This window comes from Neotamlana laminarinivorans, from assembly GCF_020523925.1.
Taxonomy (GTDB): Bacteria; Bacteroidota; Bacteroidia; order Flavobacteriales; family Flavobacteriaceae; genus Neotamlana; species Neotamlana laminarinivorans.
This window is the reverse complement of record NZ_JAJAPW010000001.1, coordinates 801,278-816,459: the sequence shown is the minus strand read 5'-3', so window position 1 is coordinate 816,459 and position 15,182 is coordinate 801,278. Positions and strand designations below refer to the sequence as shown.

Here is a 15,182-nt window from a genome sequence, read left to right as displayed (position 1 = left end):
TGTTGTAATACCTATACTCAAATATAAAAAAAATAATCCTACTTATTATGTAGGATTATTTTTAGTTTTAATTTATAGTAACCACTATTTGTCTAGTAATGCCATCTAACAAAAGCTTCCATGGCAGCATATTGTGCTAAACCTAGTTTATTATAAGTTTCGGCGGTTTCACTATTTCTATCTTCAGCTCGTTGCCAAAATTCTCTACTATCAGTACCTTGAAAAACAACACCATCTTTTTGTGATTGATGTTTAAAAATACCATAGCGCTTTTCTAGGACTTGATCTGGCCCCATTGGAACAGCCATTTCTATTTCGTTAATATCCCATTCTTGCCATGCGCCACGATACAACCATAACCAACAATCGTCCATAAACTTTTTAGGCTTTAGGCGTTTTACAGCTTCAAAAACAGCATCAAGACAAACTTTATGTGTGCCATGTGGATCAGCTAAATCTCCAGCTGCATATATTTGATGAGGTTTAATTTTTTCAATTAAATCCATGGTAAGTTTTATATCTTCTTCACCTATTGGATTTTTTTCAACTCTTCCTGTTTCATAAAAAGGAAGATTCATATGATGAATTTGACTATCTGGTAAACCTACGTAATGGCACGTAGCTTGTGCTTCACCCTTTCTAATAATACCTTTTATGTAGCGTACTTCAGGTATATCAACCTCACTAGTTTTTTTATTTTTAAGGAAATCTACAGCTTTTTCATATATTTTATTTGCTTCAGTATTGTCTATACCAAATTTTTTGTTGTAATCGCAAACAAAAATGGCAAAACGTAAAGCTTCAGCATCAGCAACAGCTATGTTTCCAGAGGTTTGGTACCCAACGTGAACTTCGTGTCCTTGTTCTTGAAGCCTCATAAAAGTTCCTCCCATACTTATAATATCGTCGTCTGGGTGCGGACTAAAAATTAGCACACGTTTTTTTGCTGGTTCTGCACGTTCAGGTCTTTTACTGTCGTCTGCATTTGGTTTACCACCAGGCCATCCAGTAATAGTGTTTTGTAACTGATTAAATATTTTTATGTTAATATCGTAAGCAGGACCAGAATCTGCTAACAAATCACTCATACCGTTTTCAATATAATCGGCATCGGTAAGCATTAAAATTGGTTTTTCAACTTTTAAAGCTAGACCTAAAACGGCTTTTCTAATAAGTTTATCGGTCCAATCAATTTTTTCAACTAACCAAGGTGAATTAATTCTAGTTAATTTTGATGCTGATGCTTGATCTAGCACAAATGTTGCGTTATCATGTTGCTGTAAAAACGAAGCCGGAACTTGACTTGTAACTGTACCTTCAACCGATGTTTTTATAATATTAGATTTTCCTTCACCCCAAGCCATTAAAATTACTTTTTTGGCTTCCATAATTTTTTTAACACCAAGAGTTATTGCTGTTCTAGGCGTATTACTTAAACCAGAAAAATCGCCTGCTGCAGCAACTCTTGTTATATGATCTAGAGCTACTAAACGGGTTTTAGAGTTTTGCAAAGAACCTGATTCGTTAAATCCGATATGTCCGTTACCCCCGATACCTAAAATTTGTAAATCTATTCCTCCTAAAGCTTCAATTTTAGCTTCATATTGGTTACAATAATCAGAAATAGCATCTTTAGCTAATGTACCGTCTGGGATATTATAATTTTCAGGAAGAATATCAACTTGATCAAATAGTAATTCTTTCATAAAACGAACATAACTATTAATAGAGTCTGGCTCCATTGGATAATATTCGTCTAAGTTAAAAGCAATTACATTTTTAAAACTTAATCCTTCTTCTTTATGTAATTTAACCAATTCGGCATATAAACCTTTAGGTGAAGATCCTGTAGCTAAACCTAATACGCAATTTTGGTTTTTAGATTGCTTGTCTTTAATTAACGCTGCAATTTCTAAAGCAATGGCTTTTGAAGCTGCTGTCGAGTTTTCGAAAACTACGGTATTTACGTTTTCAAATCTTTTTTCAAAGTCTGTAGCTTTGTCTGTACTACTTTTTAGCATTTTATAAAATTCTTTAAATATTTATTATGATTGGTTTTTAGTCCAGCTTTTAAATTTGTGTCCCCAAATAGCAAAAAACAAGATAATAGCGTAACAAGGAATTAATATCCAGTAACTACTAGTTGAAGCAGAAGCTATGGCTTCGGTTTCAGATAGTCCTGTAGAAATTAATTGTAATTTTTTAACATCTACAATACTTCCGTATAATGGAGGTATAATGGCACCACCAGATATAGCCATAATAAGTAGGGCAGAGGCGGTTTTAGTGAATTTACCTAATCCGTCTAAAGTTAGAGGCCATACTGCAGGCCAAACTAATGCGTTAGATATACCTAGGGCAGCAACAAATAAAACTGAAGTAAAACCAGATGTTAATATGATGCATATACTAAATACAATACCTAAAATAGCACTAATTTTTAATGCAGTGCCTTGTTTTAGATATTTTGGAATTAAAATGGCACCTAAAGCATAAGTTAAAACCATTGCTAAAAGGGTGTAAGTTGTAAAGTATTTTGCTTCGGCAGCAGGAAAGCCTAAAGATATACCGTAGGCAATAATAGTATCTCCAGCAATCACTTCTGCGCCTACGTAAACAAAGAGCGCTAAAACACCTAGCCATAAATGAGGAAACTGAAATATACTTGTTTTTTTAGTTTTTGCTTCAGCGGTATTATCACTATCAGCATCAGTAGCTTCTACGTGTGGTAAAGGCGCTTTTCTAATTAAGATACCTAATAAAACTAACACAACTGCCATAGTTATATATGGTGTAACAACACTATCTGCCATAGTGTTTAATAAAGCACTTTTCTCATCAATTGAAACTGATTCTAATTTAGTTTTTACTTCATCTATTCCTGATAGTAATAAGGCTCCAAAAATTATAGATCCTAAAGACCCTGCAACCTTATTAGCAATACCCATAATAGCGATGCGTTTTGCAGCACTTTCAATTGGACCTAAAATGGTGATGTAAGGATTGGATGCCGTTTGTAATAAAGTCATACCTATACCTTGTATAAAAATTCCTGATAAAAATATCCAGTAAGTTCTAGCTTCTGCTGCAGGAATAAAAACTAAGGCACCAACAGCCATAATAATTAATCCCAAAGACATACCCTTTTTGTATCCAATTTTATTTATAATATATGAGGCAGGTAAAGCCATTACTACAAAAGATATGTAAGAAGCTGATGCTACTAAATAGGATTGGGCATCTGTTAACTCGTTAATGGTTTTCATAAATGGAATTAAAGCACCATTTATCCAGGTTACAAAACCGAATATAAAAAATAGACCTGCTATTATTATTATAGGTATAAGGTTGTTTTTAGAGTTAGGGGTAACTTTAGATTCTGCCATATGGTTAGGTTGTTTATAAGTTAGTTTTAATTATTATTTAATAAAGTGAACTGCTTGTAACAAATAACGAGAGTTTTTTTTATAATTTATTGACAATACGACATTAAATTAATTAATAAATTTAAGATATTTAAGGGTTTTACATTTAATTATTTCGACCAATAACTATCACGGTTCGATAAATAATATTGATGTAAATAATTATCTTTTTAAAGTTTTATTCAAAAAAAAATCTCGTTATAATTCATAACGAGATTTTTTATTTATTAATTAAAGTTGATTACCAACCTGGGTTTTGAGTTAGGTTTGGGTTTAATTGTAATTCATCTGATGGTATAGGTAATAAATAAGCTCTAGACTCATCAAAATTATAATCACCTGTACTAGCAAACGGTAAAATAAAACCGTCACTATCTACACTTACTCCTGAAGCATCAATTGTAGTATTTACAATTCCGTCTTCTAGGTAAGCTCCTCTTGGTTGATCACCATCAAATAAAGAATGAGCTCTCCATCTGTATAAATCATCGGCTCTAAATCCTTCAGCCATTAACTCAACAGAACGTTCTCTTCTAACCTCATATAATACATCGGTTAAAGTGTAACCATAGTTTGGCCAGTCTGGATCTGTAGTTATTCCACCTAAAATCATATCAGGCATACCAACTCTTGCGCGAAGTAAGTTAATTGAAGCGTCTAAATCACTTTGAGTAATAGTTCCTAATTCAGCTTTAGCTTCAGCAAATATTAAAAGTGCTTCTGCATATCGCATAAGGATTCTAGATGTATCTTCTGTAAAATCGTCATAATCTTCATCATAGTTAACATTTCTGTACTTTTCAGATTCATAACCCGTTAAGCTTGTGTTGGTAGCGTCAAAATCTGGATATTGCCAATAAGTTTCAGTGCCATCAGAATCTATTAAAATTAAATCTCCAGGAACCATTATTGTGGCAGCTAAACGAGGGTCTCTACCATTTTCGATAGTTGATAAATCTGTGTTTCCTACGTATTCATCACTAACAGAAATAGGGTCTCCATCTATACATAAATAGCTGTCTATAGCAAATTTAGTGTAACCACATCTGTTTGGCCATTGTTGTTGTAAAACATTAGCTTGATCTAAATCAATTGAGTTGTAGTCTCTCCATAACATTACTTCGCTGTTACCTGTGTAACCTTCTTGATTAAATAATGTTTGGTAATCGCTATATAGTGAGAATACACCACTATTCATAACGTCTTGAGCAGCTTCAGCGGCTATTGCTAAAAATGCAGAGCCATCTGATCCATCAACACCAAAGTCTGTACCGTTGTGGTATTTTTCCCATGTTCCTTCGTAAAGAGCAACTCTTGCTTTAAATAATTGAGCAGCTTCTTTACTAATTCTTGGATGCCCATCAATATCTGGAAAAGATTGTAATAAAGATATGGCAGTATCTAAATCTGAAAGCATAAATTCTACAACCTCGTTTCTAGGGGCTCTTGCTGCATAAACATATTCTTCATCAAGGTTATCAAAATATTCAGGGAAAATAGGTAAATCACCGTATCTTTTTAATAATTCAAAATAGAAATATGCTCTAAAGAAATAACCTTCTCCTGTGTATTGATTTACAAGAGTTTCATCTTGATCATCTCTAACTTGGTCAAGGTGATCTAAATACCAGTTTACTTCTCTAACTTCATCAAAACTCCAAACAGAAGCACTTGCAGATGTTGGTACAGAATATTCTAATCCACTAATTCTGTTACTTGGTTCTTGAGCAGTACCAAGATCTGAATACATGTCGGGTAAAACATTAAAACCAATTGATAGAGCAGACCATCCTGGTAAGTCATTATACCAGCCATTAACACCGGCTTGTAAATCTGAAGTAGTTGTGTAAAAATCAACTTCAGAAACTTCATCTAAGGGCGTTTTGTCTAGAAAATCTTCACAAGATGTGAAAGACATAATAGCACCTAGAAAAAGTAATTTAAATGTATTTTTCATAATTATTTATTTTTTTGTTAGAAAGAAATATTTACCCCAGTTGATAATATTCTTGATAATGGATAAGACTGAGCACTACCTGTAAGCCCCGTAGTATTAACCTCAGGATCGAAGAACATTAAATCTGTAAAAGTTAATAAGTTTTCTCCAGTAGCATACAGTCTTATCTTATCTACTTTAAATTTACGAGTAACCTCTCTAGGGATGGTGTAACCTAATTGTACACTTTTTAATCTTGTATATGCTGCGTTTTGTAATAATCTGTCTGTGTGTACATTATAGTTTTTGTTATTTCTACCACCACCATTTAAGTAAGGTGTAGGGAAATAAGCATCTGTGTTAGGTCCTAATGGACTTGTTGTGTCTTCAGGTCTAAAATAATCTAAATGACCTTCCCATACGAAAGCGTGGAAAGGACCGTTAGCAGGACCTTTAAATCGTTGTTGATTAGCAAATGATACTTGACGCTTACCAACACCTTGAACTAAAGCGTTAAAATCCCAATTCTTATAATTCATGGCTAAGGTTACAGAATATTGATAACGAGGTGTAGAGTTACCAATTACGGTATAATCTCCTGAATCACCTAATACATTGTTACCATTATTGATTGCTCCATCACCGTTAAGATCTGTGTACTCGATATCTCCAGCTACACGTGCCCATCCTGTAAGGAAAGAGTAATCGATGTTAGAAGTTACTTCTGTTGCAGCTTCATCAGTTAAAAATAAACCTTCTGTTTTGTAACCCCAAATATCTCCTAAATCACGACCAGCATAGTATTGGCTTAAGTTGTTAGTGTCATTAGGGTAAGATGTAATTGTTCTTTTATAATCGCTTAAAACACCTCTTATACTATAACCAAAATCGCCTAATTGTTGTCTCCATGTTGCTTCAACTTCCCAACCTTGTATTCTTGAAGAACCAATGTTAGTTAATGGTGCTGTAGTACCTAATTGAGCTGGTAAATCAGCTCCTTGAGCAGCCATATCAAGAATATTTGTTCTATACCAAGAGAATCCTACATTTAATCTATTATTAAACGCACCTAAGTCGAAACCTATATCTGTAGTTTCAACAGTTTCCCAAGTTAAATTTTCACTATCAATTACAGGCGTGTTTGCAAAAGTTAATCTTTCTCCTCCAAATAAATATGAAGTACCTGCAGTGTTTAAAGGAATAGTTGTTAAGTATAAATAGTTACCAACATTTTGGTTACCTAAGTTACCATAAGAACCTCTTAATTTAAATGTATTTACAGCATCGATTGGCCAAAAATTTTCTTTAGCAATATTATATCCAACAGAATAACTAGGAAATCCTGCCCATCTGTTATCAGGTTCGAATCTAGAAGAACCATCTCTACGATAGCTTACTTCAAATAAATACTTTTCCATGTAGTTATATCTAAATCTACTAAATAAACCAACATTAGACCAATGTGTTATAGATTCATTCAATGTTTGATCATCATCTAATGAGGCTGCATGAGATACAATATTATTTGTAATTAAATAATCTGATGACCCACTAAGTGCATAATATTTATTTTGTTCAGTTTGCATACCAATAGTGGCATGAAAATTATGATTGTTAACAGATTTGTCATACGTTGCAAAAATGTTTGATGAAAAATAATCATTAAATATTGTTGCAGAATCGTAAGATGTTGCGGCTTGAGCTATTTGATCTACGAAACCAGCAGGAGTAATTTTTTGGCTTGCCAAAATTGAAGTTTCTTGGAAGTTTGTATCCCTCTTGTAGTTTAGGTTAACATTAAACTTAAGTCCGTCTAATGGCTCTATAATAATTCTAGGTAAAAGAATGATTTGGTCGTTCTTAGTTTTTACTCGTTGCGTATCCCAGAATGAATAGTATGAATGTTGTAATCTGTCAGAACCATAAATAGGATCGTATTGAGGTAGTGTAGGTTTAATTTTTGTAATTAAATCTAACACCCTAGATTTATTCCAGAAAGTTGAATTAGTACTAGATTCTGTTGGGAAATCTGTGAAACTTTTTCTGTATTTAGTTAATAACTCAATAGTTAACCAATCGTTTACCTTGCTACCAAATTTAGCATCTAAGTTATAACGTTGGTAAGATTCATCGCCAACAGCTAGTAAACCATCTTCATCATAGGCACCTGCAGATAAATAAAAGTTTAATTTTTCGGTTCCACCAGATAAGCTTAAGTTATGTTTAGTTCTTTGCGCCCAGTTTTTCATTATAATATCATCCCAATTTGTAGCACCTGTACCTTCAATACCAATTGTTCCGTAATCCCAATCTGTTCCAGCAGCATTAGATTGAATACTTGGTGCACTACCTGGGTTTTGCATGTTAGCTATTATGTAACCTAATTCTGTTTCATCATAATAAGCTGCTTGATTGTTGTTTATTCTTGCATCATTCATGGTGTATGCAAAATCTATTGGGCTTGCGCTTTCTGGCCAAATAGATGGTTGAGTTAAAGAAAAACTAGAGCTGACATTTACACGTATTTTTCCTTCAGTATTTTTACCGCTTTTAGTGGTTACTAAAACGGCACCGCCTGCAGCACGAGAACCATAAATAGAAGCAGCAGCAGCATCTTTTAGTACTGATACTGACTCGATATCTTCAGGATCAATATCATTTAAACTCATCTCTACACCATCAATAAGAACTAATGGTCCAGCATCTGCAAGACTACCAGCATCAGTACCGTCACTATTTGCAGTAATAAAACCACGAATGTTGATGTTTGATGCAGCACCAGGTTCACCACCAGAAGCAGAGTTAGAAATCACTAAACCAGGAACAGTACCTTGTAGGGATCTGAATGCATTTGCTGTTGGTCTGTTTTCAAATACTTCGGCACCTACCTGTGAAACAGAAGCAGTTAAGTTAACTTTTTTCTGTGTACCATAACCTACAACTACAACTTCATCTAATTGAGATACATCTTCTTGTAATGTAATGGTTACGTTCGTTTTGTCTCCAATAGTTATTTCTTTTGTTGTGAAGCCAACATATGAGATAACAAGTGTAGGATTGGGATTAGTGAGATTTAAAGAGAATGTTCCATCAAAATCTGTTTGGGCGCCATTAGTAGTTCCTTTTTCAATAACTGTTGCACCAGCAAGAGGTAATCCATTGCTATCATATACTACACCGCTTATTTGCGATTGTTGTATGGTTATATAAGTATTAACAGTACTTGCAGAAACAGCATTAGTACTGGAAAAACCTAGGATAACCAATGAATTAATAGTTAATAGTAGTTTTTTCCTTTGCGAGAAAAACCTACTGGTTAATTTGACTTTCATAAGCTTGTTTTGATTATTGTTAGACAATTTGTTAATTAGTTTGTTTTGAGTTTTAAATCGACATGATTTAAATTTTTAGAGTTGAGAGAAATTTTTAAGTCATTAGTCATATATTTAATAGTTAAAGGAGTTAATTTATTATCTAATTAGATAATTAATAAATAAATAGTTTAGTTGATGAATTTTTAATTTAATTGTTAAAAACAAAGTTTAAATTAATAAAAACAATCGTTTAAACTTAAATATTTCTTAATGGGTTAGGTTAAAAATTTCGACCAATAACTTATGCGCATCGACAAATAATTAATTTTTATGTTAAGTAAACCTTAATAAATTAGGTTTTTTGCCATGTATTTGGCTAAGCTTTGTGAATTTATGTTAAGCTTATATTAAAAAATGTGAGGTTGTTGTAAACCTTGTAAAACCTTAATTTATAAGGAAGAGCTAAGTATTTTTTGTTTTACATCTTCAAGATAAGACCTGCCAATAGTATAGCGTAAACCCTCAATTTCAACACTATTACCTTCAACAGCATCTATTTTGTTAATGGCAATGGTGTAAGAGCGATGTATTCTAATAAAATCTTTGGCGGGTAATAGGTTTGTGAAGTCTGAAAGTGTACTATGAATTATGTACTTTCCTGTTGTGGTGTTTATTTTTAAATAATCTTTTAAAGATTCAATGGTTAAAATCTCGTCAAGATATATTTTTTTCATTTTCTTTTTATCTATTTTAATAAATAGGTAAGGACGATCATTACTATAATCATTTATAGATTTATTGTTTTCAAGCCTGCGATTTACCTTGTTAAGAGATTTCATAAATCTGGGGAACTCAACGGGTTTTACTAAGTAGTCTAAAACATCAAGTTCGTAAGTTTCTAGAGCAAACTCTTCATAGGCGGTTGTAATTATTATTAAGGGTGGTTTTTCTAAGCTTTTAATAAAGTTTAAGCCATCTAATACAGGCATATTAATATCAACAAAAATAACATCTACAGTTTCACTTTTTAAGTAATTTAAACTATCTATGGCGTTTGTAAAAGTGTTTGTAACTTCATAGTCTTCAATTTGTTCAAGGTAATTTTTTATAACATTAATAGCTAAGGGTTCGTCGTCTATAATTAAACATTTAATTTTCATTTCTTAGGAGCAAGTTTAGTTGTTAATGTTATGAAACTTTAATCTTTAGTTTTACTACAAATTTATTATCGTTGTTTTTAATAACAAGTTTGTAATCATTTTTGTTATAACCTAATGCAAGTCTTTTTTTTACATTCTCTAGACCAATACCGCTCGAGCGATTAAAACGTTCGTCGTGTTTCGTTTTTAAAGGCATAGGGTTTGAGATTGTAAAGTAAAGAAATTCTTTTTTAATTGTTAAATTAATGTCAATTTTAACGTTTCCAATATTTTTATGTGCACCATGTTTAAATGCGTTTTCTATAAATGTTAGTAATAAAATAGGTGCAATTTTTTTGTTTTCTATATCTCCAGAAATATACATATTTACTTCCAATTCATGGTTATGCCGAATGCGTTCTAAGTCAATGTAATTTTGAATGCATAATATTTCATTTTCTAAAGATTGGCGTTTACTTTTTGTGTCATATAAAAGATATCTCATGAGTTCTGATAACTTCAGAATGATTTTTGGTGTTTTTTTTGACTTTTCAACAGCTAAAGAGTAAATATTATTTAAAGTATTGAAGAAAAAGTGAGGTGATATTTGCGTTTTTAAAAATAATAATTCGGTTTCTAATTGAGCTTTTTCTAAGTCGGCAACTCTTCGATGTTCATTTAAAAAATCTAAGGTTACTTTTATTGCAGTGGCGAAAGTAATAACATAAAGTTCGCCAATCATCATGTCTATAGTATAATTAAGGGTTAAATTTGTTGTAGGCTCTGGGCCTTCGGGCCATACGTTTGTGCTTACTAAATAATAGGTTAAGTTAAATTTCACTAAAACCATTAAAAATATAGCAGAAAGTATTAGTATAATGTAGGTTATATATCTTTTTTTAAACACAAAATAGGGCATTAAAAAATAGATGTTAAAATAGCATAACATCATATGTATTGGGAAACCAAACAAATTAGTTTTAAAAGAATACATATAATCATCAAAATAGCTTCCCCATTTAAATACGTTAAACAAGAAATATATAGACCAAAATATGACGTGATGTACGGCAGATAGCTTATAACTTTGGTTTGAATTAAACTTCATTTTAATATAAATATTTTGTTAAGGTTTTTTGATGTTTAGCTAAGTTTAGATGTTATCCGTCTAAATTACTTTTAATAAACGTTAAAATTATGAAAATTTATAACTTCAATAATAAAACTGATAAATGAAACACATTTTACACCTACTAATATTAATAGTAATTGTTGGTTGCAACAAAAGTATTAGTAATTCTAAAGATGAAGCTTCAAATTTAACAAAAAATGTTAATCCTTTTATAGGAACAGGTGGTCATGGCCATACATATCCAGGTGCAACGGTGCCTTTTGGGATGTTACAAGTTACCCCAGTAAATGGTGTTAGTAGTTGGGATTGGTGTTCAGGATATCATTATTCAGATTCTTTGGTTGTAGGTTTTAGTCATTTAGCTTTAAGCGGAACAGGAATTGGAGATTTAGCTGATGTACTATTTATGCCAGTTAACAAAGAAGTAGATTTAACTATTATGCCTAAAGGACGTGATTCTGTAAGCTATAAGTCAAGTTATAGTCATGACAATGAAACATCACAACCAGGATATTACCAAGTGTTTTTAAAAGATCATAAAATAAATGCAGAGTTTACAACCAGTCTTCGTTCTGCAGTACATAAGTACACATATAAAATAAACGATATACAATCTTTAGTTTTAGATTTAGGGTTTGCCATAAATTGGGATAAAGCTACAGAAAGTAAAATACAAGTAGAAGATAGCTTTACAGTAAGTGGTTATAGATATAGCACAGGTTGGGCAAAAAACCAAAAAGTGTTTTTTGTGGCCAAATTTTCTAAACCTATTATGAATCATATTCTGGTTGCAGATAATAAAAAGGTAGAAAGTTTAGATAAAGCTACTAAAACTGCAGCTCAATTCTTTTTTGATGAGTCTCGAGGAAATAAACTTTTCGTACAAGTAGCGCTATCTTCAGTAAGTGTAGCAAATGCAAAAGAAAATTTAGGTGAGGTTAATTTTGGTTTTGATGAAGTTAAAGAAAACGCAAATAAAATCTGGGAATCTTCTCTTGGAAAAATAAAAGTAGAAACATCAATAGATTCGCTAAAAACTATTTTCTATACAGCCATGTATCATACACAATTGGCACCAGTTACGTTTAGTGATAAAAACGGACAGTTTAGAAAACAAACAGATAGCGTGGTATCTGCCTCTAACTACACAGCGTATTCCACACTCTCACTGTGGGATACGTTTAGGGCAGAGCATCCCTTGCTTACATTTTTGGAGCCAAATAAGGTGTCAGATATGGTTAATACCATGTTGGAGTATTACAAGGATAAAAATATTTTGCCAGTTTGGACGCTTTACGGAAACGAAACAAATACAATGACGGGCTATCACTCAATACCTGTAATAGTTGAAGCTTATTTAAAAGGAATTAAAGGTTTTAATGCAGAAGAAGCTTACAATGCAATGAAAACTACCATGATGCAAGACGAGCGCGGATTGGAGTTTTATAAAAATTACGGCTACATTCCTTATAATTTATTAGATGAATCTGTAACCATTACTTTAGAGTATGCTTATAACGATTGGTGTGTAGCGCAAATGGCAAAAGCTTTAGGTAAAACTGAAGATTATGAGTTGTTTTTAAAACGATCTGAAGCTTATAAGTATTTATTTGATACAAAAACAGGGTTTATGCGCGGTAAATTTGAAGATGGTGAATCTTGGAATGAACCATTCGACCCTAAATATTCTAACCACAGAGAATATACAGATTATACCGAAGGTAACGCATGGCAACACAGTTGGTTTGTACCACATGCTGTTGAAGATTTAGCAGGAATGCACGGTGGTAATGAAAAGTTCACCGCTAAATTAGAACAGTTATTTACAGAAAGCTCAGAAATTACGGGTAGTAACGTGTCTGCAGATATTTCTGGTTTAATCGGTCAATATGCACACGGTAACGAACCTAGTCATCATATTGCATACATGTTTAATCATGCTGAGAAACCTTGGCGCACACAATATTGGGTTCGTAAAATTTTAGATACACAATATAACACAACACCAAACGGATTAAGTGGAAATGAAGATTGCGGGCAAATGAGCGCTTGGTATGTAATGAGTTCTATAGGATTATATCCTTTAAATCCGGCTTCAACGGTTTACGAAATTGGTAGCCCAATTTTCGATAAAACAACCATGCAGCTTCCAAACGGTAAAGTGTTTACTATTGTAGCAGAAAATGTTTCTGCCGATAATATCTACATACAATCATCAACATTAAACGGTAAAGATTTCAATACAACATCAATTTCTCATGAAACTATATTAAATGGTGGCGAGTTAAAATTCGTTATGGGAAATCAACCTAATAAATCTTGGGGTTTAACTAAAAACACTCAAGAATAATGGATATAGTTGATGTTATTATTATTGCGTTATACATTCTACTTACTTTAGGAGTTGGTATTTGGGTATCTAAAAAAGCGTCTCAAGGTTTAGATCATTATTTTCTTGGTGGTAAAAGTATAAAATGGTATTACTTAGGTTTAAGTAATGGTTCTGGTATGTTTGATGTATCTGGAACAGCTTGGATGGTTGGTATTCTGTTTTTGTATGGCGCCAAAAGCTTCATGTTTATGTGGATGTGGCCTATTTGGAATCAAATATTTGTTATGATTTTCCTCGCGGCATGGATTCGTCGATCGAATATAATGACAGGTTCCGAATGGATTTTAACACGTTTTGGAGACGATAAAGCAGGGAGAGCTTCACATTTAATTGTTGCTGTATTTGCAGTTGTTGCTTCTATTGGTTTTATAGCATATTTCTTTGAAGGTGTTGGTAAATTCATGACCGTTATTTTACCTTGGGATGTAAGCTTAGTTTTAAATGAAAGTGTATTACTAACTTCGGATCAATCTTACGCCTTAATAATTATTCTATTAACAACAATATATACCATTAAAGGAGGTATGTTTTCTGTTGTAGCAACCGAAGTGTTGCAGTACGGAATCATGGTGTTAGCTGGTATTTTAATAGCTATTTATGCTTTTGTTACGGTAACCGATGTTCAAATATATAATGTAATTTCACCCGAGTGGAGTAATTTAATGTTTGGTACAGAACTAGAAGGGTCTTGGTCTGGTAAATATGAGGCATTTAATACACTAGTTGATACGCAAGGTTATAAAATGTTTGGTGCTTTTATTGGAATGGCACTTTTTAAAGGTTTTTTTGCAAGTATTGCAGGACCAACACCAGGATACGATATGCAGCGTATTTTATCTACAAGAACGGTAAAAGAAGCCGCTTACATGAGTGGCTTTACTAATATTATTCTATTTATTCCACGTTATTTATTAATTGGTGGAGTAGTGGTTTTAGCTTTAGTTTATTGTGCGCCAGATATGATAGCAAATGGTGGTGCAAACTTAAGCGAGCTTGAAGTTATTTTACCTAAAGTTATCAATAACCATATTCCTGTAGGTATTAAAGGACTACTTTTAGCAGGCTTATTAGCTGCTTTTATGTCTACATTTTCAGCTTTTGTTAATTCAAGTCCTGCATATATTGTAAACGATATTTATAAAAAATACTACAATGCAACCGCATCTAGTAAGCATTATATAAAAGCAAGTCATATTGCATCTTTTGCAGTAGTAACTTTGGGTGTTATAATGGGCTTTTTTGCAGATTCTATTAACTCTATTACACTATGGATTACTAGTGCATTATATGGTGGTTATGTAGCCGCAAACTTTTTAAAATGGATTTGGTGGCGTTTTAATGGTTGGGGATATTTCTGGGGAATGACCTCAGGCTTATTTATTGCAACCCTGCAATTTTTGTTAGACCAAAATAAAGCTAATTTCACAGAAGGAACATGGTTGTTTGAATTAGCACAAATACCTGCAATTTACATGTTTCCTATTATTTTTGTAGTGTCTTTGTTAGGTTCGTTTTTAGGAACCTTATTTACACCGGCAACAAATATGCAAACCTTAAAATCGTTTTATAAAAACGTAAAACCTTGGGGTTTCTGGGGGCCTGTTTTTAAAGCATTAAAAAGTGAAGACGAAACATTCGAGAAAAACACAAGTTTTTTAAGCGATATGTTAAATTGTGTAGTAGGAATCGTGTGGCAATCGAGTATGATTTTGTTGCCCATTTATTTCATGATAAGAGATTATCCAAAAATGTGGATGGCCTTTATAGTATTTATAATAACAACAGTTATTTTAAAATTCACTTGGTTAGATAAAGTAAAACAATATAAAGATTAATAATATACA

General features: G+C 32.6%; 8 protein-coding genes. 2 read left to right on the top strand and 6 right to left on the bottom strand.

Annotated features, from left to right (window positions below; genetic code table 11):
- Window positions 1-92: 92 nt before the first annotated feature.
- The 6 genes from nagB to LG649_RS03575 form a co-directional block, all read right to left on the bottom strand.
- On the bottom strand, window positions 93-2,021 hold the full coding sequence (nagB, locus tag LG649_RS03600) for a glucosamine-6-phosphate deaminase (RefSeq protein WP_226540984.1): 1,929 nt from the start codon (window positions 2,019-2,021) through the stop codon (window positions 93-95).
- Window positions 2,022-2,045: 24 nt separating this feature from the next.
- A complete protein-coding gene (locus tag LG649_RS03595) occupies window positions 2,046-3,386 on the bottom strand; it encodes a sugar MFS transporter (protein WP_226540974.1) in 1,341 nt (446 codons plus the stop codon).
- 280 nt (window positions 3,387-3,666) lie between these two features.
- Complete coding sequence (locus tag LG649_RS03590) at window positions 3,667-5,382, bottom strand: RagB/SusD family nutrient uptake outer membrane protein (RefSeq protein WP_226540972.1); 1,716 nt, start codon at window positions 5,380-5,382, stop codon at window positions 3,667-3,669.
- Between the two features lie 17 nt (window positions 5,383-5,399).
- Window positions 5,400-8,693 carry a SusC/RagA family TonB-linked outer membrane protein gene (locus LG649_RS03585; protein WP_226540969.1) on the bottom strand — a complete coding sequence of 1,098 codons (3,294 nt, stop codon included), beginning with the start codon at window positions 8,691-8,693 and terminating at the stop codon, window positions 5,400-5,402.
- Window positions 8,694-9,124: 431 nt separating this feature from the next.
- The gene (locus LG649_RS03580) at window positions 9,125-9,835 is read right to left on the bottom strand and encodes a LytR/AlgR family response regulator transcription factor (RefSeq protein ID WP_226540967.1); all 711 of its coding nucleotides are present in this window, start codon (window positions 9,833-9,835) and stop codon (window positions 9,125-9,127) included.
- Between the two features lie 28 nt (window positions 9,836-9,863).
- Window positions 9,864-10,922, bottom strand: coding sequence for a sensor histidine kinase (locus LG649_RS03575; RefSeq protein WP_226540966.1), 1,059 nt, complete (start codon window positions 10,920-10,922; stop codon window positions 9,864-9,866).
- 124 nt (window positions 10,923-11,046) lie between these two features.
- On the opposite strand from LG649_RS03575, the gene LG649_RS03570 reads away from it, so the two are divergent.
- Both LG649_RS03570 and LG649_RS03565 read left to right on the top strand, forming a co-directional pair.
- Entirely contained in the window at window positions 11,047-13,296 is a 2,250-nt protein-coding gene (locus tag LG649_RS03570) for a GH92 family glycosyl hydrolase (RefSeq protein WP_226540965.1), read from the top strand.
- Window positions 13,296-15,173: a sodium:solute symporter family protein gene (locus LG649_RS03565; protein WP_226540963.1), complete on the top strand. Its 1,878-nt coding sequence runs from the start codon at window positions 13,296-13,298 to the stop codon at window positions 15,171-15,173. Before LG649_RS03570 ends, LG649_RS03565 begins: the two co-directional genes overlap by 1 nt.
- The last annotated feature ends 9 nt before the right edge of the window (window positions 15,174-15,182 follow it).